The organism is Leminorella grimontii, assembly GCF_039789245.1.
In the GTDB taxonomy this organism is placed as follows: Bacteria; Pseudomonadota; Gammaproteobacteria; order Enterobacterales; family Enterobacteriaceae; genus Leminorella; species Leminorella grimontii.
The window spans coordinates 4314171-4335527 of the sequence record NZ_CP146357.1 but is presented as its reverse complement, the minus strand read 5'-3'; the positions used below and the strand labels follow the sequence as shown (position 1 = coordinate 4335527).

General features: G+C 52.4%; 23 protein-coding genes. 13 read left to right on the top strand and 10 right to left on the bottom strand.

Translation table 11 applies throughout. The features are described 5' to 3' along the window. The first annotated feature begins 791 nt into the window (after positions 1-791). The 8 genes from rpmH to V8L73_RS19780 all read left to right on the top strand — a co-directional run bounded on the left by rpmH (position 792) and on the right by V8L73_RS19780 (position 7099). Positions 792-932, top strand: a complete 141-nt coding sequence (rpmH, locus tag V8L73_RS19815; protein WP_071783290.1) for a 50S ribosomal protein L34 — start codon at positions 792-794, stop codon at positions 930-932. 17 nt (positions 933-949) lie between these two features. Continuing rightward, positions 950-1315 (top strand): ribonuclease P protein component, encoded by a 366-nt coding sequence (gene rnpA / locus V8L73_RS19810; protein WP_347253838.1) that lies wholly within the window; start codon positions 950-952, stop codon positions 1313-1315. Further along, the gene (yidD, locus tag V8L73_RS19805) at positions 1279-1539 is read left to right on the top strand and encodes a membrane protein insertion efficiency factor YidD (protein ID WP_347253837.1); all 261 of its coding nucleotides are present in this window, start codon (positions 1279-1281) and stop codon (positions 1537-1539) included. The genes rnpA and yidD overlap by 37 nt, the downstream gene beginning before the upstream one ends. A 2-nt stretch (positions 1540-1541) precedes the next feature. Beyond that, positions 1542-3188: a membrane protein insertase YidC gene (yidC, locus tag V8L73_RS19800; protein WP_347253836.1), complete on the top strand. Its 1647-nt coding sequence runs from the start codon at positions 1542-1544 to the stop codon at positions 3186-3188. A gap of 24 nt (positions 3189-3212) precedes the next feature. Further along, positions 3213-3722 carry a hypothetical protein gene (locus V8L73_RS19795; RefSeq protein ID WP_347253835.1) on the top strand — a complete coding sequence of 170 codons (510 nt, stop codon included), beginning with the start codon at positions 3213-3215 and terminating at the stop codon, positions 3720-3722. A 313-nt stretch (positions 3723-4035) separates the two neighbouring features. Beyond that, positions 4036-5400: a tRNA uridine-5-carboxymethylaminomethyl(34) synthesis GTPase MnmE gene (gene mnmE / locus V8L73_RS19790; RefSeq protein ID WP_347253834.1), complete on the top strand. Its 1365-nt coding sequence runs from the start codon at positions 4036-4038 to the stop codon at positions 5398-5400. Between the two features lie 444 nt (positions 5401-5844). Beyond that, positions 5845-6333 (top strand): helix-turn-helix domain-containing protein, encoded by a 489-nt coding sequence (locus V8L73_RS19785; RefSeq protein WP_347253833.1) that lies wholly within the window; start codon positions 5845-5847, stop codon positions 6331-6333. 121 nt (positions 6334-6454) lie between these two features. Further along, positions 6455-7099 carry a hypothetical protein gene (locus V8L73_RS19780; RefSeq protein ID WP_347253832.1) on the top strand — a complete coding sequence of 215 codons (645 nt, stop codon included), beginning with the start codon at positions 6455-6457 and terminating at the stop codon, positions 7097-7099. Between the two features lie 171 nt (positions 7100-7270). Here V8L73_RS19780 and V8L73_RS19775 read toward each other — a convergent pair whose 3' ends face one another. Continuing rightward, positions 7271-8299, bottom strand: a complete 1029-nt coding sequence (locus tag V8L73_RS19775; RefSeq protein WP_347253831.1) for a hypothetical protein — start codon at positions 8297-8299, stop codon at positions 7271-7273. Positions 8300-8478: 179 nt separating this feature from the next. Between V8L73_RS19775 and V8L73_RS19770 the strand changes: the two genes are divergently transcribed. After that, on the top strand, positions 8479-8799 hold the full coding sequence (locus V8L73_RS19770) for a helix-turn-helix transcriptional regulator (protein WP_347253830.1): 321 nt from the start codon (positions 8479-8481) through the stop codon (positions 8797-8799). Here V8L73_RS19770 and V8L73_RS19765 read toward each other — a convergent pair. After that, on the bottom strand, positions 8793-9053 hold the full coding sequence (locus V8L73_RS19765) for a helix-turn-helix transcriptional regulator (RefSeq protein ID WP_347253829.1): 261 nt from the start codon (positions 9051-9053) through the stop codon (positions 8793-8795). The two genes, V8L73_RS19770 and V8L73_RS19765, sit on opposite strands and share 7 nt — an antisense overlap. Before the next feature lie 92 nt (positions 9054-9145). Here V8L73_RS19765 and V8L73_RS19760 point away from each other — a divergent pair, with 92 nt between their 5' ends. Further along, on the top strand, positions 9146-9523 hold the full coding sequence (locus tag V8L73_RS19760) for a helix-turn-helix transcriptional regulator (RefSeq protein ID WP_347253828.1): 378 nt from the start codon (positions 9146-9148) through the stop codon (positions 9521-9523). Here the strand turns inward: V8L73_RS19760 and V8L73_RS19755 are convergent. Both V8L73_RS19755 and V8L73_RS19750 read right to left on the bottom strand, forming a co-directional pair. After that, complete coding sequence (locus V8L73_RS19755; RefSeq protein ID WP_347253827.1) at positions 9477-9770, bottom strand: YceK/YidQ family lipoprotein; 294 nt, start codon at positions 9768-9770, stop codon at positions 9477-9479. The genes V8L73_RS19760 and V8L73_RS19755 overlap by 47 nt on opposite strands. A 17-nt stretch (positions 9771-9787) precedes the next feature. After that, the gene (locus V8L73_RS19750; protein ID WP_347253826.1) at positions 9788-10099 is read right to left on the bottom strand and encodes a YceK/YidQ family lipoprotein; all 312 of its coding nucleotides are present in this window, start codon (positions 10097-10099) and stop codon (positions 9788-9790) included. 195 nt (positions 10100-10294) lie between these two features. Between V8L73_RS19750 and V8L73_RS19745 the strand changes: the two genes are divergently transcribed. The 3 genes from V8L73_RS19745 to V8L73_RS19735 all read left to right on the top strand — a co-directional run bounded on the left by V8L73_RS19745 (position 10295) and on the right by V8L73_RS19735 (position 13022). Beyond that, the gene (locus tag V8L73_RS19745) at positions 10295-10564 is read left to right on the top strand and encodes a hypothetical protein (protein WP_347253825.1); all 270 of its coding nucleotides are present in this window, start codon (positions 10295-10297) and stop codon (positions 10562-10564) included. A 246-nt stretch (positions 10565-10810) separates the two neighbouring features. Next, complete coding sequence (locus V8L73_RS19740) at positions 10811-11215, top strand: DUF2628 domain-containing protein (protein ID WP_027273796.1); 405 nt, start codon at positions 10811-10813, stop codon at positions 11213-11215. A gap of 352 nt (positions 11216-11567) precedes the next feature. After that, complete coding sequence (locus V8L73_RS19735) at positions 11568-13022, top strand: DASS family sodium-coupled anion symporter (protein WP_347253824.1); 1455 nt, start codon at positions 11568-11570, stop codon at positions 13020-13022. Between the two features lie 63 nt (positions 13023-13085). On the opposite strand, the gene V8L73_RS19730 is transcribed toward V8L73_RS19735, so the two are convergent. The 6 genes from V8L73_RS19730 to V8L73_RS19705 form a co-directional block, all read right to left on the bottom strand. Beyond that, complete coding sequence (locus V8L73_RS19730) at positions 13086-15170, bottom strand: OPT family oligopeptide transporter (protein ID WP_347253823.1); 2085 nt, start codon at positions 15168-15170, stop codon at positions 13086-13088. Between the two features lie 290 nt (positions 15171-15460). Beyond that, positions 15461-16306: an EamA family transporter gene (locus V8L73_RS19725; RefSeq protein ID WP_261831880.1), complete on the bottom strand. Its 846-nt coding sequence runs from the start codon at positions 16304-16306 to the stop codon at positions 15461-15463. Positions 16307-16385: 79 nt separating this feature from the next. Continuing rightward, positions 16386-16982, bottom strand: a complete 597-nt coding sequence (locus V8L73_RS19720; protein ID WP_347253822.1) for a molecular chaperone — start codon at positions 16980-16982, stop codon at positions 16386-16388. Positions 16983-17363: 381 nt separating this feature from the next. After that, positions 17364-18143, bottom strand: a complete 780-nt coding sequence (locus tag V8L73_RS19715; RefSeq protein WP_347253821.1) for a dimethyl sulfoxide reductase anchor subunit family protein — start codon at positions 18141-18143, stop codon at positions 17364-17366. Between the two features lies 1 nt (position 18144). After that, complete coding sequence (locus tag V8L73_RS19710; protein ID WP_027273802.1) at positions 18145-18762, bottom strand: DMSO/selenate family reductase complex B subunit; 618 nt, start codon at positions 18760-18762, stop codon at positions 18145-18147. A gap of 12 nt (positions 18763-18774) precedes the next feature. Then, entirely contained in the window at positions 18775-21198 is a 2424-nt protein-coding gene (locus V8L73_RS19705) for a DMSO/selenate family reductase complex A subunit (protein WP_347254839.1), read from the bottom strand. Between the last annotated feature and the right edge of the window lie 159 nt (positions 21199-21357).

Below are 21357 nucleotides of genomic sequence, written 5' to 3'. Positions count from 1 at the left end.
GGCGAACTCCACTCGAACGAGAAATAAATAACCAAAGCAAAGGAGACAGATCCTTCCCGTTTCACTCCTTTACCACGAAATAGGCCACGGCCTGGCGCGGTTATAAACGGCGCGGACGATGGCGTGAGGATCCGGTCAAACGATCCGCATCCCCTTGTTGCGCCCGCGGGCGCGCTTTCGGCATCCATAGATAATAGCGTAAAGCGCAGAAGAGATCTTCACTATCTCACAGCAAGAGGGCTATTTATCCACAGGTCTCGGCAGTTTACAGAAATAGATTCGCCGAGTGTCTACTTAGATCAAAAAGTTACTATCTAAACGTAAAAAGGGCTCCCCGACGGAGCCCGTTCTGGATTCTACGATGGGTTGAGACCGTAATGCAACAACCAACCTGTGGATAACCTCGGTTCATTTATACACCGTTAAAACCATCAACGATCGCAACAATTTATTGAGGATCGTTGCCGGATCCTTGCCATTTTCTTGGGAAAACGTATAATCCTCAGCCCTACTTGTGGCGCTTCTCGTTTTCCAACCGCGTCCGTTTTATCAGCGCCTTTGTTCGGCTTTGTGCGACGATGGCTTTGTTCGACGGTATTAAGGTTTGGGAGCCGTAGCAAAAACTACGAGTTTTTAAACGAAGACAAGCGTTCTGAATTGACTCCGGGCTGTACAATTTATACAATCCCGCCTCTTTGTACATTGTGATTGAGGCGCCGGTCGTTTTCAGGTCGAGTAGCCAAACGCATTGACTGATTTCAGTGATAATTAAGATTTAGGTAGAGAACGCCATGAAACGCACTTTCCAACCGTCCGTATTAAAGCGTAACCGTGCTCACGGTTTTCGCGCTCGTATGGCCACCAAGAACGGTCGTCAGGTTTTAGCCCGCCGCCGTGCTAAAGGCCGCTCTCGCTTAACTGTTGCCGGTTAATCGAGTTAACCATCTGTGTGGTTAAGCTTAAGCTAGCATTTCCCAGGGAGTTACGTTTGTTAACTCCCGGTAATTTCTCGTTTGTTTTTCAACAGCCGCAGCGCGCGGGTTCCCCCCAGATAACCATCCTTGGCCGACTCAACACGTTGGGACATCCACGTCTTGGTCTGACCGTCGCCAAAAAACACGTAAAGAGAGCCCATGAACGCAATCGGATCAAGCGCCTTACGCGCGAGAGCTTCCGCCTGTGTCAGCATGACCTCCCGTCGATGGATTTTGTCGTCATAGCCAAAAAAGGGGTCGGCGATTTGGATAACCGCACTCTGACGGAGACACTGGATAAGCTATGGCGTCGTCACCGTCGGCAGGTAGCCGGCTCCTGATTATGTTGATACGAGGCTATCAGCTTTTCATCAGCCCGCTACTGGGGCCGCACTGTCGGTTCAGGCCAACCTGCTCTCAATACGGAATTGAGGCATTGCGCAGGTTTGGCATGCTTAAAGGGAGTTGGTTGACAATCAAACGCGTATTAAAATGCCATCCTTTACACGAAGGTGGCGACGATCCGGTTCCGCCTAACAATACTGACCATAATAGAGAACATTAACAATGGATTCTCAACGTAATCTACTTCTTATCGCTCTGCTGTTCGTTACCTTTATGATCTGGCAGACATGGGAAACGGATAATGCGCCGCAGCCGGCAACGCCGCCCGCCGCGCAGCAAACAGCCGCTACCGGCACCGGTTCAACCCAGTCAGAGCTGGCTGCGGGCAAAGGCGGTGTTATCACCGTTAAAACCGACGTTCTGTCCGTCGTCATCAACACCCGCGGCGGCGATATTCAGGAAGCCGATCTGCTGGCTTACCCGAATACGCTAGGCTCGGACAAGCCGTTCAAGCTGCTTGAAAATACCCCCGACTTCTCCTATCTGGCCTTAAGCGGCCTGGTAGGCCGCGACGGCCCGGACAACCCGGCCAACGGCGAACGCCCTCTGTTCACCACCGCGCAGGACGTTTTTGAACTGGCGGACGGTCAGGATACGCTTAGCGTACCGATGACCTACACCGACAGCCGCGGCGTTAAGTACACCAAAACGTTTGTCTTCAAGCGCGGCGGCTACGCGGTTGACGTTGATTACACCGTAAACAACGCCGCCCAGCAGCCTCTTGAAGTCGTCATGTTTGGTCAGCTGAAGCAAACCGCCAAACTTCCTAAGGCTCGCGACAACGGCAGCAGCAACTTTGCGCTGCACACCTATCGCGGCGGCGCCTATTCGTCGACCGACACCAAGTATAAAAAGTACAGCTTCGACGACATGGCGGAAGAAAACCTGAAGATAGACACCAAAGGCGGCTGGGTCGCCATGCTTCAGCAGTACTTTGCGACCGCCTGGATCCCGAATAAAGACGGCGAGAACACCTTCTTCACCACCAAAGGTCAAGACGGCCTGTCCTCCATCGGCTTTAGGAACGCGCCGGTCATCGTAGCGCCGGGCGCCACCGAGCAGCTCAGCGCCAAGCTGTGGGTCGGCCCGGAGCTTCAGGCACAGATGGCGCAAGTCGCCGATCACCTGGACCTGACCGTCGACTACGGCTGGCTGTGGTTCCTCTCTCAGCCGCTGTTTAAACTGCTGAAGTTTATCCAGAGCTTTGTCGGCAACTGGGGCTTCTCCATCATCATCATCACCTTCATCGTGCGCGGCATCATGTACCCGCTGACCAAAGCGCAGTACACCTCCATGGCGAAGATGAAGCTGCTGCAGCCGAAGCTGCAGGCAATGCGTGAGCGTATCGGCGACGACAAGCAGCGCATGAGCCAGGAAATGATGGCGCTGTACAAAGAAGAAAAGGTTAACCCGCTGGGCGGCTGCTTCCCGCTGATTATCCAGATGCCTATCTTCCTTGCGCTGTACTACATGCTGATGGGTTCCGTCGAGCTGCGTCACGCGCCGTTCGCACTGTGGCTCCACGACCTGTCCGCACAGGATCCGTACTACGTCCTGCCGCTGCTGATGGGCGGAACCATGTTCCTGATCCAGAAGATGTCGCCGACGCCGGTCACCGATCCGATGCAGCAGAAGATCATGACCTATATGCCGGTTATCTTCACCGTCTTCTTCCTGTGGTTCCCATCAGGCCTGGTGCTGTACTATATCGTCAGTAACCTGGTGACCATTATCCAGCAGAAGCTGATTTACCGCGGTCTGGAGAAGAAGGGTCTGCACCATCGTGAGAAAAAAGAGAAGAAAGCGTAATTCACGAGCGTCGCAGTAACTGAAATGGATAAAAAGGCGATCGTAAGATCGCCTTTTTTAATAGCGCGGCGGATACATCAGGCGATGTGGCTTGTGATTCACTTAACTGACAACAATATGAATATTTCTGCAGGAAAATCGACTTATGTTGTTCTTAGCAGCCTAGTAGGCGTGCCTTTCTTTATATTTATCACCATATTGGTGACTAAATGGCCAGCACCAGGGGTAACTCATGTCTTATTGCTTTTATTATTTTTAGAATCAGTGGGTTGCTTCTGGATTTCTCGATTTAATCTAAGAATAGACAATGAGAGCATCTACTATAGAAGTTTGTTTTCCGGCACTGTCCATATAAGGCTTCAAGAGATAAAATCCATAAAATACAAAGTGGGCGCAACAAAATATAAAGATCGCTTCATGCCCACTTATCGCCTTGAAATTAAAGATAAAAATAACAAGTTAATGGTAGTAAACCTAAAAGTGTTTAATATCAGCGATGTTCGTAAATTAAATGAACGTCTTAATGTTAAATGATACTGGATAAGGCAGTGATAGCCGTATTACGGCGATGACATTAACATTTACTTGCGACAGGACACGCTTGAAATCAGGTATGGCAATCCATTTGGCGCAACGTATTTACCGCTAGTTATCATATTGTTAGATAACCTATTTGATTATTAAAGTCCGACCGGCCATAAGGATGCCTCAAAGCGGCAGGAAGGCTATAAAACGTTTACCAGAACCGTCCTTACTCAAGAAGCCTGACCTCATTATTAGCCATATCCCCTCGCTTCTTTATATAATGCGACACCGTCTTTTTAATATCATCAAAGAGAACCAAGCCATGAACAATACCGACACCATCGTAGCCCAAGCCACCCCACCGGGACGCGGCGGCGTCGGTATTCTGCGCGTTTCGGGGCCGAAGGCGGCTATCGTTGCAGAGCAAGTGCTGGGCAAGCTGCCGAAGCCGCGCTACGCCGACTACCTGCCGTTTCGCGACGCTGACGGTAGCGTGCTCGATCAGGGCATCGCGCTGTACTTCCCCGGCCCCCATTCGTTTACCGGCGAGAACGTGCTGGAGCTTCAGGGCCACGGCGGCCCAGTGATCCTTGATTTACTGCTTAAGCGCATCCTGACCATTTCCGGCGTTCGCATTGCCAATCCAGGCGAATTTTCCGAGCGGGCGTTTCTTAACGACAAGCTGGATCTGGCGCAAGCGGAAGCCATCGCCGACCTGATTGACGCCAGCTCCGAACAGGCGGCGCGTTCGGCGGTTAACTCGCTGCAGGGCGCGTTCTCCAACCGGGTACACCAGCTTGTGGAAGCGCTCACTCACTTGCGCATCTACGTTGAGGCGGCTATCGACTTTCCCGATGAAGAGATAGACTTTTTGTCCGACGGGAAAATCGAAGCCCAGCTTAGCCAGGTGATTGACGAGCTTAACGGCGTTCGCGCCGAGGCCCGCCAAGGCAGCCTGCTGCGCGAAGGGATGAAGGTGGTGATCGCCGGGCGCCCCAACGCCGGTAAGTCCAGCCTGCTCAACGCGCTGGCCGGTCGGGAAGCGGCCATCGTCACCGACATCGCCGGCACCACCCGCGACGTGCTGCGCGAACATATCCACATCGACGGCATGCCGCTGCACGTTATCGACACCGCCGGCCTGCGCGAGGCTAACGATGAAGTCGAGCGCATCGGCATCGAGCGCGCCTGGCAAGAAATCGACCAGGCCGACCGCGTGCTGTTCATGGTAGACGGCACTACCACCGACGCCACTGCGCCGCAGGACATCTGGCCCGAGTTTACCGCCCGCCTGAATCCGAATGTCCCGATTACCGTGGTGCGTAACAAGGCCGACCTGACCGGCGAACCGTTGGGGCTTACCGAGGTAAGCAGTCACTCACTTATTCGCCTGTCGGCCCGCACCGGCGAAGGCGTGCAGGCCCTGCGCGACCACCTGAAGGCCAGCATGGGCTTTACCAGCAACACCGAAGGCGGCTTCCTCGCCCGCCGTCGCCACCTGCAGGCGCTGGAAGCGGCGGCGGAACATCTCGACCAGGGGATGGAACAGTTAGTGAGCGCTCGCGCCGGGGAGCTGCTGGCAGAGGAGCTGCGGCAGGCGCAGCAGAGCTTAAGTGAGATCACCGGGGAGTTTACGTCGGACGATTTGTTGGGGAGGATTTTTTCGAGTTTTTGTATTGGGAAGTGATATCGCAGAAGCTTTGAAAAACACTAGGACAAATACCTTAGCGTATAATGTTTCTCCAACCTTTTGAATTTATTCTTATGTAAATAGATTGGTCGTTACACGACTTGATAGTGTTCTATTGCGAGATGCGAGCAAATCTAACGGGCTGTGCCAGGAGCAAATAGCAGACTTGCCCTAATAACGATCAGGTTAAGACATGCGAAAATAATCAGTCTTAAGGTCACCCCATAGGACGTAGTCGTCTCCTCCCCCATTATATCCTCATTGGTATCGTTCTATTGGTTATCTTGGTATCCGTTAATACTATTTAGGGAGACGATTATGCCTAGGAGGGTATGGGCATATTTAACTCGCAGTCTATAGACAAACACGTCTACTGGTTATCTCTGTAACTTGCTGCAATAACGGTATAAAGTGCAGTTATCAAAAATACGGAGATTTAGAATGACTGTAACGGCTAGCGGCAAAGAAAACAACAGTGAAGTTACCACCTCTATCCCTGCAACCAAAACAAAGTCAAGCCGGGTAGCGGACGAAAAATGGGGCAAAGAAGTAATGAAAGCCGGATTCTGTCTAGTACCATCTTTACTACTAAGATGCCAGCAGCGCATCGGCTTAAATCCAACTCAACTTGCTATTCTGTTGCAACTTACAGATTTCTGGTGGGAAGCAGGGAGAAAGCCCTTTCCGAGTAAACAAACACTCGCCGATAGGTTGGGTTTGAGCCCACGCCAGATTCAACGTTATATGGCTGAGCTTGAAAATGCAGGATTAATTAATAGAATTGTTCGCTCTGCTGACCACAATGGAAAACTCAGTAACGAATACGATCTCACAGGACTGGTTAAGCGCTTACAGGAGCTTGCTCCAGAATTTCTGGAAGCCAGCGAACGGAAGAAGCAGGTGACTCGTAAGGGAGGATTGAAGAAATGATGGGCATAAAAAAACCCGCGATGCGGGTTTTTTTAATATCACAATCTTCTGTCCCGGGGGGAGGCTTTCGCCCGCAAGACCCGTGGCACTCAAGAACGATTTTATACCTAGGGAATGCCCCATGTCAAATATAACCCCGGAAGACACCGAGAATATTCGGCTTGTGTTATCACATGCACGTTTGTCAACGTATGACACAGCAGTACTCCCAACAGGTAAGTCAGCGCTGGAGTTGTACATCTGGAATGGGCACGTGTCCGCAGCGCTATTCATCCCCCTACAGATATGCGAAGTCATCATCCGCAACTCCGTATCCGATGCACTTGAAATAATCTACGGGCATAGCTGGCCGTGGAACAAAACGTTTGAAACCAGTTTGCCCAATGCCAGAATGCAAGAACTGCTTAAAGCACGAGAAAACAAGACGGCCTTGGGCCAAGTCATTCCTGAGCTAAGTTTTTTCTTCTGGCAAAGCATGTTCACTAACCGCCATTTCGGTCGCATATGGAGCCAGCACATTGATCGCCTATTCCCTAATATGGAACCGGGAATGGCAAAGCAGGCCAAGCGTATCCATATTCATAATGAGCTAGAACACATAAGGACATTACGCAACCGTATTGCTCACCATGAACCCATCTTTAAACGGGACTTAGAACGGGACTATCAGAGAATCGTCGACCTTGTTGAGTTGAGGAACTCTGCGTCGGCACAATGGCTGGCACAAAATAATTTTTTTGGTACAATTTACAGGTTAAAACCTTAGTTTTATTTTCCCCTATTAGTACAAACTAATAGAAAGTTAAATAAATAGAATACCTAACTGTTTGACACAGGGTTAATATATATTCCTCATTCGCTACATTGATTTCACATCGCGATTTTAAAGAAGAGTAACAGTTAAAGGTACCAAATTAAGTATGAATCGTATACTTTCTTACTTAACGATTACTTCTATAACTTGAGTTTTAATATTAAGATACTCGTATACAGCTCTAGTTTTATATATAAAAGCTAAATCCCGCGAAAACAGATAATTTGCAAATGAAGCTATCGCAGCATGCCCTGCGTCACTCATCGCCGCAGTAAACCTTCTATCAAGCTTCATTTTAGAATCAGGATGATAGCCAATAACATTTAGCACATTGTATATAGATGTCACTTTTTCATGTAAATGCATTTCCCTGTTATAGATTAGATTTCTTGAAATCCCTAAAAACTGCTCTATTGAAAAATTATTATCTCTATAGTCATCAATAGCTCTATAGATTTCCCATATTTTCTCTATTACATTTGGCGGCTCAATATTATTTAGTTGCAGCGGACTAATTTTCGTATGATTACGGTACACCTGCACACCAGAATAATCGAACTCATCTTCTATATGTTTACGCAACTCTGTCGTTGATTGAGAAAGAGCTTCATTATAACTTCTTCTCATTTCTTTCACATAGACAGAAACAGCTGAGTCTATTCCAGGAACTAAGTCTTTGGCTTCATAAGCTCGCGCTGAAAGATACTTCATTAAATTATCAAATGCATCTACTTGCTCTTGATTAATATCATCAAAGTTGCTACCAGTACGACCACCATAAAATTTAAGTAATGATTGCGCACTAGCCTTTTCCATTGCCTCATAAACTGGTTCAATATTCTCACAGTAATTTTTAAATGCATCAAATGGACTTATTTCTTTTAATATGGCTTGCCCTGTTATTTCAAAATTCTCAGTGACAAAAACTCGAAGATGCATCGCCTCTAGGCTTTCAAGAACCTCAATAAACTGAGAACCATTACTGCCTGTCCGCTTAATCTCCTTAAGTGTTTCATCTGAATAGACAATCTGATATTTCTCCCTCAACTCAGATGCGAATACTAAATTTAGTTTTTTCACCAATACATCCAGTACATTATGATCTAGATATGCTGTTGGTTTTCCATCATAAATGTTATTTGAAGCTTTCATTCAATTTCCCTATCGCATATAACGTACTATCTTTAACATTCACATCTTAAGACATAAAGCTAAAGTCATAATTCTCCCTTTAAAAATAGCGCCTTTTGTCCAGATTGTGCAGCAATGATATTGCCAGACTACGATATCCGTAGTATCCATCCCTCCCAAAAGCTACGAACATCGTAGCCATGAACGAAAACAGCAAACAACGCCAAACTTTCAGCCTGCGCCTAAAAGAAGCGCGGATTGCTCAAGGCCTATCCCAAAAAGGCCTTGGAATTGCTATTGGCATTGATTCTTCAGTGGCAAGCACGCGGATTAATCGATACGAAAAGGGCGTTCATGAAGCGGATATGGAAACCGTGCAGCGTATGGCTGAAGTATTATGCGTTCCTTCAGCCTATTTTTACGCTGCGGATGACGATCTGGCCGAGCTTATTCTTCACTACTCCAAACTGCCGAGCGCTGAGCGCAAGCACATCCTTTCCCTTCTAAAAGATCGTCAGTAAGCTTCTGACAGCCGTTTTATTTCTTCTTTTTGTTCTTCACGACGCTGGCGGCGAGAATAGCGGCTGGGCCAAATGACTTCCGGATTAATACCGATAACGTCAGCAATAATCTTTTCCCCCTTCGGCCAAGGCCTGACGAGCGCATTAGCCAACGTTGTAGAGCTTAGTCCCGCAGAACGAGAGACTGCGGCCAATGTTGTTCCCTTCTTGCGTAACGCGGCGATGATATCCGCCTGATGCCAATCCTGTTCCATATTGCCCCTACTCCTGTAGTTAATGATGATCGGTAACAATGCTACGTTATTCGTAGTATCCAAGGCAAGCAAAAACTACGATTATCGTAGCAATGAAAAGCCCACAAACTTACCGTAACGTTTTTTCTCTACGCCTGAAGCAAGCGCGGGTGGCGAAGGGCTTTTCTCAAAAAAGATTGGGGATTGAAGCAGGTATCGATGAGTTTGTCGCCAGTACGAGAATTAACCGCTACGAACAGGGAATTCATAACGTAAACACAGGGACGGCCCAAAGGCTGGCGGATGCGTTAAACGTACCAGTGGCCTATTTTTACGCTATCGATGACAGTCTGGCTGAATTAATATTGGCTTTCAATTCACTGTCGCAAAATGAAAGATTTTCGGTGTTAGCGCTTACTAAAGAAAAGACAAATGCCCTTTGCCCTAATGCGATTCAGACTCTTCCTTGTCCGAACTCACCCCATAAATAACCCCATCCACCGGCAGCAGCACGGTATCCAGCACAAAGCTAAACGGCAGGTCGATAAAAAGCAACGGTTTTATAATAGCGTCTTCGATACAGGCCGCGCTGCACCGGTAATTAAGCACCTTTACCGACTCCCTGACGCCGGGATAAACAGCATAATCATCGTAGCCCGTCGAGCGCATAACGATGCTGCTACACCCCGAAAGAAAAAGCGTCGTCAGCAAAATACCGCTAGTTATCAAAAATCTCATGGTCAAATCCCTCTGCCCTAACGCGGTTCAGGCTCTTCCGTTGCCGAACTCACTCCGTAAATAATCCCATCCACCGGCAGCAGCACGGTATCAACCACAAAAGTAAACGGCAGGTCGATAATAATGAACGGTTTTACAAGACCGTTGCCTATGCACCCCATTGCGGCAACGCCGCCCGCGCCGCACTGATAGTTAAGCTCTTTTACTGATTCCCTGACGCCTGGATAAACATAATAGTTATCGTAGTGCGTTGAGCGGGTAATAATGCTGCCGCACCCCGTAAGAAAAAGCGTCGTCAGTAAAATAATGCTAGTTATCAAAAACCTCATGGCTAAATCCTTTTTACCCTATATGTCCTAATTTCTCTAACGTCCGATATTATAACCAATAAAAAAATCAGGGATGGTAATTAATGAGTTGCCAAATGTTTAGAAAAGTTAGCGTGTACTCACATCAATAGGCAACCGACAGGAACGTTTACGCCCAACGCCTTGTTGAGTAATATTCCACCAAAGCATTTTAAATTGGAAAACGGCGCGACCTACGGGCATCCAGCCGCCTCCCGCTACAGCTCGAAACATGGAAGAACATCATATGGCTCTTTACCGCATCAACAAGAGCGTCGGCAAAAGAAACAGAACCGCATCGACTATATCGGGCTTATTCTGGTAATCGCCGGATTCGGCGCCCTACAGCTGTTTCTCGACCGCTATGAAATCAACGACGGCTTTTCCTCTCTCTTTATCATCGCAATGGCGGTAACCGCCGCGCTGTCGCTGAGCCTTCTTTCATAAGAGTACCGTTATTATTGATCTGGCAATGCCATATCGAATAAAAATATTAATATTTTCTTCTATATAGAAATAGCTATCTTAAAGCCAAATGGCATTCTTTGGATAAATGGGTTAATAAAAATAGACGAAATATTTACATTAGCTATTCTTGTAATTTCACCCACCTTATGTAAAATTGAGCCGTTTAAAAACACACCATTTAATTATTTAAAAAATTGAAACCAAGACGCAAGGAAAAGGACTCACATGGACAGAAGTAAATATTCACAAAAATGGCAGGATCGCTTCGCATTTTTCGATCAGTATGGTGCTCCTAACACGCCTGAATTTAAGGCTGCGCTGAAGGCAGAGACCTTCGGTCGTCGCATTCTTTTCAATATGAACATCATCGCGTTCTTCTTTGGCTTTATCTACTTTTTTGTATTAGGCCTGTGGAAAAAGAATCTCGTGCTATTCGGTATCGCTATGGGCGTCAGCATTGTTTTCACCATTGTTCAAATCGTGACCGGCCTTAACCTGCGCGGTGTGGACATGGGTCTCAACATCGCTCTCGCCTCAATGTGGGCACTGAGCGCCAACTACGCCTACTATCTAAAAGAAGTCAAAGGGCTGGACGGCTGGAACCCGTTTGAAGGGATCCGCATGTTCTAAGCGCAATATAATGCGTTCGAAGTAGTATATCTTAGCCCGCCATTCGGCGGGCTTTCTATTATCAAGAATAAATTTTTTATTATTAAACCCTCTCTTTTTGTCATTATAAACAAATAAGAATAAATAATTTAACGCTGCATTAATAAATCCACCTTTTTATTTATTCACCCGTATAAATTCGCTTCCGATTATCATCGTAACGCCTCTTCATTCACGGTTCCATTCATCACGAAACGTGTTTATCGCCTGCACGGTTGCCGCCTTAATCAACGATTTTTCGAGTGCTAATATCCCTACGGTTCCTCTGGCTATTTCTGTCTTTTTTGTTTTAACCGCATGATGGATAGCAACCATGAAAAACCATATAAAAATACTTATGCCGTTTCTGGCAGCGCTGATTATCAGCCTGCTTCCCATACCCACCGGGCTGGCGCCGCACGCCTGGTACTTCTTCGCCATTTTCTGCGGCTGCATTATCGGGCTGATTTTCGAGCCACTGCCGGGCTCGGTCATCGGCCTTATCAGCGTGGTGGCGACCGCCATGCTGGCCCAGTTCGCTCTCTTCTCGCCGGAGCAGCTTGCCGCTCCGAAGTTTAACTGGCCGGACAAGGCGCTAGCCTGGGCAGTTTCCGGCTTTTCCAACACCACCGTCTGGCTTATCTTCGGCGCGTTCATGTTCGCCATGGGCTACAGCAAGACCGGGCTTGGCAGGCGCATCGCCCTGTGGTTGGTTAAAGCGCTAGGTAAGCGCACGCTTACGTTGGGCTACGCCATCATGCTGTCTGACGTGCTGCTGGCGCCCTTTACGCCGTCCAACACCGCCCGCAGCGGCGGGATTATTTTCCCTATCATCAGCAACCTGCCGCCGCTTTACGACTCCAAGCCCAACGACCCAAGCATGAAGCGCATCGGCACCTACCTGATGTGGGTCGCCATTGCCGCCACCTGCGTCACCAGTACGCTGTTTATGACCGCGCTGGCCACCAATACGCTTTCCATTGGCCTGGTTGAGGGCATCACCGGCATACGGCTAAGCTGGGGCGAGTGGTTTTCCGTCACCGCGCCTGCCGGCATCCTGCTTCTGCTGCTGGTGCCGCTGCTAAGCTACTGGCTGTGCCCGCCCGAAATCAAAAAGGGCAATTCCATTCCAAATTGGGCGGCCGCAGAGCTACAGGCGATGGGAAAAATTAGCCGTAACGAAATCCTGCTGCTTATCGCCGTCTTCTGCGCGCTGCTGCTGTGGATTGTCGGCGGGTCGTTTATCTCGACCGCGATGGTAGGGCTTTTGGTGCTCGCGGTGCTGCTCATTCTCGACGTTATCAAGTGGAACGACGTGCTTTCCAACACCACCGCCTGGAGCACGCTGGTGTGGTACGCCACCCTGATGGCGATGGCGAACGCGTTGAAAAGCGTCGGCTTCGTCGGCTGGTTCGGCGGCATCATGTCCTCCCACATGCAGGACGTTTCGCCGACGATAGCTATGGTGCTGCTCACCTGCGTCTACTACTTCCTGCACTACCTGTTTGCCAGCTCTTCAGCCCACGCCACCGCGCTGCTGCCGGTGATCCTTGCCGTCGCTGCCGGCATGCCGGACATTGATATGCATCAGTTCGTTCTGCTACTGCTGCCGGTTGCCGGCCTGATGGGCATCATTACGCCTTATGGAACAGGGCCCAGCCCGGTTTACTTCGGCGGCGGCTACCTGCCCAGCGCGCTGTGGTGGAAGCTCGGCGCCGCTTTCGGCATCCTGTTCCTGGCGGTCTGGCTGCTTGTCACCCTGCCGTGGCTGGCGTTTTTGCAAAGCTGACGCTGGATATGAAAAAGGCCCGCGGGGTAAGCCGCGGGCCTTTGTTATTTAAAGCTGGGTTAGCTATTTAGCCTTCAGCGCACCCATCACGCGGCGGACGAACGTCAGGCAGACGATGACGAACACCGCCAGGCCCAGAAGCTGCTCAACCGCGCCCGAGTCGCCGAAAATCGGCGTCAGCCATGACGTAATCGCCAGCGGCGCATCGCTGCCGCCGTTGCTGATGCTGATAACAATCAGCACCGCCAGCGCAACGCCAACCAGGCTCTCGCCGACGATAAGGCCAGAAGCGATAAGCGCGCCTTTACGCTCCACCTTCTTGTACATCTCGTGGAAATCGGCATTCTGCGCGCGAGCGCGCTTTTTCACCAGCACCGTGACAATCCACGACAGCACGGAGCCGATAATCAGCGGTGCCGTAATGGACGGCGGCAGATAGATGCCCATACCGACCGCCAATGCGGGAAGGCGCAGCCTGCTGCCGCTCTTGGTCAGCAGCAGATCGATAACAATCGCCGCTGCGCCAACGCCCAGGCCGATGAAAATCATCGTCCACTCAAGCTGATGGGAGAAGATGCCTTTGGCGATGGTGGTCATCAGCGTCGCCTGCGGAGCCGCCAGCACCTGGCTCAGGTCCATGTTCGGACGCGGCGTCGCGCCGGCAAAGCCGTAGGCGTTGTACAGCACTTCCAGCACGGGAGAGATAACCGCCGCGCCGACTACGCAGCCGATCAAAAGCGCTACCTGCTGACGCCACGGCGTCGCTTTTACCAGATAGCCCGTCTTCAGATCCTGCAGGTTGTCATTGGAAATCGTGGCGATGGCAAGCACCGCGCTGGTGGTGAAGATCGCCAGCGCCGTTGCAAAGTTAGTGCCCTGTGGAGTTTCCAGCATGCCGTTTAGGCCACCCAAAAACAGCAGCAGCAGGGAGATCACGGTAATGGCGATAATGCCGATGCCGGAGATCGGGCTTGCGGAAGAACCGACCAGGCCAGCCATGTAGCCACAGGCCGCGGCCACCATAAAGCCAATCAGGAAGGCGAAAATCACCGACGCCAGCACCAGCCCCCAGGCGACGGTCTGCGACAGGCCGCTGTCGGCAACGAACGAATAGAACGTGCCGATAAGCACCAGGAACATCACCACGCTGATGAGCAGCACCACCTTCGGCGACAGATCCAATTCCGTTCTGGGAATTGTTACGCTGCCGTTTTTTACGTTCAGCGCCCGCAGCGAGGTTCTCATGCCTTCGATAATCGGCTTGACCAGCGTCAGCAGCGTCCAGATGGCCGCGATCGCCAGCGTGCCCGCGCCGATAAAGCGCACGTTGTTCTTCCAAAGCCCCATCGCGAAACCGCTGATGGAGGTGCCGTCAGGGATGTCCGCACCCGAACTTAAAATCGGCACGGCCACGCCCCAGGCAATCAGCGTACCGATAAGAATGGCGATCCCCGCCGCGATGCCGATAAGGTAACCGGCGCTCAGCAGCGCCAGAGAAAAGCCGACCGGCACCTGAAAAATAGCCCGGCCTTGAGTAAACCAGTAGCTGGCGCTATCGGACAATACGCGCAGGCCGTTGGTGGCAAAGCTGACGACGGAGGCGATAAAGCCGCCGAAGAGAATATCGCGGAATCCGCTGTCTTTCTCGACCGCATCGTCGGCGTGGTGGCTAGCGCTCACCAGCCTGTCATTCTCGTCAATATAGTCGTCACAGCCCGCTTTGAGGATTTCCGCCGCGGCTACGCCTTCCGGGTAGGGCAGCTTGCTTTTTACCACCATCGCATGGCGCAAGGGGATAGAGAACACGACGCCCAGCATACCGCCAGCGGAGCAGATGAGCAGCGTTTGCCAGAACGGGAAGCTGTTCCAGTAGCCAATCATTAAAAGCCCGGGCAGGATGAAGATCACCGACGAAAGCGTACCGGCCGCCGACGCCTGCGTCTGCACCATGTTGTTCTCTAAAATGTTGGAGTTAGAGAAGAAGCGCAGCACGGCCATAGAGATAACGGCGGCAGGGATAGCCGATGAAAAGGTAAGCCCCACCTTTAGCCCTAAATAGACGTTTGATGCGGTGAATACCACGGTGATAAGCGCCCCGATGATAATCCCGCGGAGCGTAAGCTCCCGAATATGAGATGTATTTTCCATAGGATTCATGTTGTTAGCTTGCTAGTGTTATTTTTTATGCGGCACAGAGGTCTCTGTGTCCGCACTATTAAGTATTGGACAAATCAATGTGTCTTGATTTGAATGGGGCGATTATAGCGGAATAATGGTTATACGACTGCTACTTATTTAACGAAAATAAGCATAAACGGCTGGATTTTAAGCAACAATTTGTCACAAATTACTAAAACATGCGTCTCAATAAAACATTATGTTGGCGATTTCTAATTAATTTCAAAGGGTAATTCTCCGGGGCGGGGAGAAAGCGCGCTTCACCCCAAGCGCGTAAGCACTACGCCCGCGACAATCGTCAGGCCCGCCAGCATGCGCATGCGGCTTAAGGGCTCCTTAAGCCACCACACCGAAATCACCATGGCGAAAAGCACGCTGGTTTCGCGCAGCGCCGCCACCAGCGCGATCGGCGCCTGACTCATCGCCCAGATAACGATGCCGTACGACAGCAGCGACATCGTGCCGCCAAGCAGCCCCGGCCGCCAGTGCCGCCGAATTTTAGGCCATCCCGCCGAGCGGTAGCGAACAAAGAGGATAAACGTCATCACCACGCCGTTAATGGCAAACAGCCACAGCGTATAGGCGACGGGGTTGAGGCTGGCGCGCGAACCCGCGCCGTCGGACAGGGTATAGCTTGCGGTAAACATGGCGGTAATCAGCGCGTATACCAGCGTTTGGCCGCTCATCCTGATAGCGCTTTTACGCCCCGCCAGCGCCATCATCAATACGCCGCTCACCAATAAAAGCGCGCCGATGGTCCCCATAAGCGGGGGCACCTCGCTTAATATCAGCCAGCTCAGCAGCGCCGCCAGCACGGGCGCACTGCCCCGTGCGATAGGATACACCTGGCCTAAATCGCCGCTGGCGTAGGCCCGGCTTAGAAACAGGCAGTAGCCGGTGTGAAACAGCATCGACAGGGCGAGCCAAGGTAGTGATGCTACCGAGGGCATACCAAAAAACGGCAGGCAGACAACCGATACCAGGCCGGAAAAAACGGCCACCAGCGCAACGCCTAAAAACCGGTCCTCGCCGAACTTTACGATCGCATTCCACCCTGCATGAAACAGGGCGGCGGCTAAAACGGCAAGAAAAAGCAGGGTGGTCATCGGCGCGTCCGTCTGAAAGCGTTTTTTATCTTAGGGCATCATATCCGACGAGCCTCGGATAAGCCATTGACCCGTGGGTTTAAAACCGTAAACGCAGCGCCGGCGGCGTTAGCCCATATTCCTGCTGAACCTGCTGTAAAAATAGCGTAGCCACCTCGGCAAGCGCCGCATAAAGCGGACTCACGCCGTTAGCGGCCAGCTTCTCCAGATAGCGATAGGCCCACGGCAGCAGGTGCTGTTCCAGCAGTTCAGCCGCCGCTTTCTCGTTATCCGACTCCAGCAGCTGAGCCGCCGCCAACAGCATCAGGCCAAACTGATCTTCCGGCTGGCAAACGTCAGACACAAAGCTGATGCCGTATTGCGCCAGAAAATGCCTGTATTCAATCGTGGTTTCGCCCATCAGCAGGTTGTCTTTATCCAGATAGACCGAGCCCCACGGCGGCGCAACCATCTCGCCCTGCCCCTCAAACAGCGAGGAAAATTGCCAGACGGCCTCGTCCCGCTCGGGTAAAGCGACGCCTTCACACAGGCGTTCCACCTTCTGCCGATCGCTCCACGCATAGAGATCGCTCAGCGCACTCAAATCTTCCAACAGGGCCCAAATCCGATCGTCGGACGGTGAATAGTAAAACAGCGAGCCAAGTATTCTCGGCATCAGCGCAACAGGTTTTTCCATGGGTGTTTGTTACTCGACTTCATAATGAAAGACCCTGAATCCCGTGTTGATAAACAATCTTAATCAACCTTAGAGGATATTCCGGCCGAAAATACGCTGTGCTTATATAGCCTATGTGCTCGGCCGGGAGGGTGCTTGTATTAGCTTTAGGAGTGCGTCGGGCATAGCCTTCCTACGGGCCGTTATGAAGCCTTCGGCTTCACCCTAACGGGCCAGCGTAAACGCTGTTCAAACCAGCTTACGCTGGTTTGTCGTTGGCTTACGCCAAGTCGACCCCAACGGAAGACTCTCCCTCCGTTTAGCTCCGCAAATCGTTCTGAATATACTTCTCGTGCTTATTATCAATATTGATAGGCCCGCATCCGCGGGCCTTTCTCACAACTACATACTAATAAACCACAGGTTATAAAACGCGACGCGCCCCGCCAGCTCTGCGGCAATCGCTAACAACGCGGCCAGCGCTAAAACGCCCCTGTTATTCAGGCGGCCAATAACCGCCATCAGGCAGAGCACCAGCACGACGGCCAGCATCGCCATCTGCACAGTAAACCAGGTTTCCTGCGCCTGCGCCAGACGCTCGCTGGCCGCCGTCAGGGTATCGATATACCCGGTACGCATCGCCAGAGAGACGGCCGCGCCCACCGCGCCGAACAGCGCGCCCAGGCGAACGGCGCCGAGCGTGGCGGCAACCGCGCCGCCGCACACCAGCGCGGTCAGCACCATCACCAGCGTGGTGTAGCTATTTCCCCACGTGCTGACGGTATCAAGCTGATACACCATCGGCACCATCGCGATAAAGGCGATGCCCAGCAGCACGGCAAGGCCCGCCAGCGCGTTGAACAGCCCTGATTCGCCCTTCTTGAGCAGCAGGCCAAGCGCGGAAATCCCGCCGACCACGCCAAATAGCGCCGTCGCCAGAATTTCGTTGCTCATCGGCGAGCGGCCAATGCCGCTAAACGCGTTGAGTGCGCGCATCGGCATACCCAGGTGGAACGTACTGCACACCGCGCCCAAGGCGAACAGCACCATCGCGCAAAACAGCCCTACGCCCAGTTGGCGGTCACTCACCTGCGACAGCTTGTGAGCCACGTACAAAAGAATAAACGCCCCTGCGCCGGCCTGCGTGAGTACCGTAAAAAAGACGAGTGGTAGTTCATGCATCTTATACCTCCGACGGATTCTGTACGGCACCCTCGGTGTCGCCGATCGGGCGCGCGTTCGGGTGAGGTTTAACGATAAGATTAGGCTTGGTGAGGCTGGCAGAAGGCAGCGGCGCCACTTCGTTGGCGGTGCCGTACTTCGCGCGCAGCTCGTCTATCTTGCCGAACTCCAGCGCCCGCTGCGGGCAGGAGTCAACGCAGATGGGCGAAAGCCCTTTCTCGACGCGGTCAAAACAGCCGTCGCACTTGCTCATCACCTTTTTCACCGGGTCAAACTGCGGCGCGCCGTAGGGGCAGCGAAGTTCGCAGTAGCGACAGCCGATGCACACTTCCTGATTTACCGCCACCAGGCCGTCCTGCGGGCGCTTGTGCATCGCACCGGTCGGACATCCCTTCACGCAGGTCGGCTCATCGCAGTGGTTACAGGCGATAGAGAGGTAATAGGAAAACGTGGTGTTGCGCCAGGCGTCACCTTCTTTTATCCATTCACCGCCGCCGTATTCATACACGCGGCGAAACTTTGGGCCCACATCCAGATCTTTATTATCCTTACAGCTCACCTGACAGGTTTTGCATCCGGTACATCTGGAGGAGTCAACGAAAAAGCCATATTGAGTCACAGTTAAGCTCCCTTAGATTTTCTTAATATCCACCAGATTGGTGTGTTGCGGGTTGCCTTTCGCCAGCGGCGAAGTGCGGTGCGTCGTCAGCGTGTTGATACAGGCGCCGACGTCGACCCCGTCACCGTTGTCCTGAGTCCACGCGCCCTGCGGCACGGCCAGTACGCCGGGCGCAACCCGGTTAGTGACTTTGGCATGGATCTCAATGACGCCCCGGTCGTTTTTGATCTGTACGCGGTCGCGGGGCTCAATGCCGCGCGGCTTGGCGTCCAGCGGGTTAATCCATACCTCATCCGGCACCGCTTCGCGAAGCTGCGGGATGGTGTGGTAGGTGGAGTGCGTCCGCCCCTTGGTATGAAACCCGATCATCTGCAACGGATATTTCTTCAGGCCTTCTGTGTCTAAATGGGACTCCCACGCCGGACAGAACTCCGGAATAGGCGTGATCTTTTCATCGGCGTCCAGCTCCCACTTGGCGGCGATGTCCGCCAGGCGGGCGGAGTAGATTTCGATTTTGCCGGACGGCGTCTTGAGCGGATTCGCCTGCGGATCTTCACGGAAGTCGGCAAACGCGATGCCCTGCTTCTCGGTAGCGATCTGCTGGTCGACAATGCCCATGTCTTTTGCAACGCTCCAGTCAGGCAGGTAGGTACGCTTGGCTTTCACTTCCGCGTAGTTTTTCTCAATCCACTGCTGCTGCGTCAGCCCTTCGGTAAACGCGTCGCGCTGGCCCATAATCGCGGCGATGTCGGCGCAGATGTCGTAGGTGCTGCGCACTTCCCACATAGGCCTAACGACCGGCTGCATAGCGATCATGTAGTTGTTGGAACCGGAGGCGTAGGAGTTATCCACCAGATCGTTCGCTTCCAAATAGCTGGTTTCCGGCAGCAGGATGTCGGCAAACTTCGCGCTCGGCGTCATGTGGTTATCGATAACCAGAATGAACTCGCACTTGGACTCGTCCGCCAGAATTTTCTTGGTGCGGTTGACGTTGCCATGCTGATTGAGCAGGGTGTTGCCCGCCTGGTTCAGCATGAACTTGATGCCGGTCTTCAACCTGTCGGCATTACGCAGGCCCAGCTTGGTCGGCGTAATAGTTTCCGGCGCGTCGATGGCCGTCGTCCACAGATAGCAGGGGATGGCGGTCTTAATCGGGTTTTTGCCTTCCGGCAGCTTCGGCACGCCGTAAGACGTCGCGTAAGGCCAGTTGCCGTTGTTGGTGCCGGGGCGGCCGAAGTGGCCGGTCAGCGCGGGCAGAAGCTGGATGGCGCGTACGGTTTGCTCGCCGTTGGCATGGCGCTGCGGCCCCCAACCCTGAGCGATATAGCACGCCTTCGCGTTGGCGATTTCACGCGCCAGCTGGCGAATGCGCTCGGCCGGCAGGCCGGTGATTTTCGCCGCCCATTCAGGCGTTTTTTCCGTCTTGTCGTCGCCGCGGCCAAGGATATAGTCTTTATATCCAGCGTTGGCCGGCGCGGACTCCGGCAGGGTTTGGCTGTCAAAACCAATGCAGTAGCGGTTAATCAACGCTTCGTCCAGCAGGTTTTCAACGATAAGCGTATGGACGATGCCCGCGACCACTGCACCGTCGGTGGTCGGCTTAATCGGCAGCCATTCGGCGTGCTCGGCGATGACCGAGTCGGTATAGCGCGGGTCGATAACCACAACCTTCGCCTTGGACTGTTCCAGCGCGCGGCGCAGCTCTTCAACCTGACCGCCGCCGGACATCCGGGTTTCGGACAGGTTCATGCCGAAGAACACCACCAGGTCGGAGTGCTTGACCTGATCGAAGTGGCTGCCGGCGTAGACGCCGTGGGTGTACGGCGTCGCGACGCTGATTTGCGCCGTCGAGTAGGTGTTGTAGTAATTAAGAAAGCCGCCGTTGAGGTTCAGCAGGCGCTTCCAGGCGTTGGTGCCCTGCGTGTGATAGTAGGCGCCGGACTGGTAGTTGTAGTAAATCGATTCGTTGCCGTACTTCTCGGTAATGCGCTTGAGTTCTGCGGCGATAATCGCCGTCGCTTCTTCCCAAGTGATGCGCTTGAACTTGCCTTCGCCGCGCTTGCCGACGCGCTGCATCGGGTATTTCAGGCGGTCAGGGTTGTAAACGCGCCAGCGGCTAGAGCGCCCGCGCAGGCAGGGGCGAATTTGGTGTTCGCCGAACACGGCGTCATTTTTGCAGTCTTCCGGCTCGATGCGCACGATGGTGTCGTCTTTGACGATCACCTTCAGAGGACAGCGGCTGCCGCAGTTAACCAAGCAGGCGCTGTGGCGCACCGTCTCTTCTCCACCCTTGGCGGCTGGAGCCGACTCGCCTTTAGCGGCGACGGCGGAAAACGGCAGAGAAACGGCGCTGACAGCCGTAACGGCCGCACCGGTTTTAACACTATTTTTCAATAGCGTTCGTCGGGAGATATCCCTGACTAATAAGTCGTTCATCTTTTTTGACATAACGCTCGCTCACAAAAATGAAACCCACCGCGCTCTACGGCACAATGACCCGGTGTTTAAATGGATAACAACCAAAGAAAAGCGGGATGAGTAGCAATTAAAAGTTTAAACGGGTGCTTATTTTTCTAATAACACGACGAGAAACGC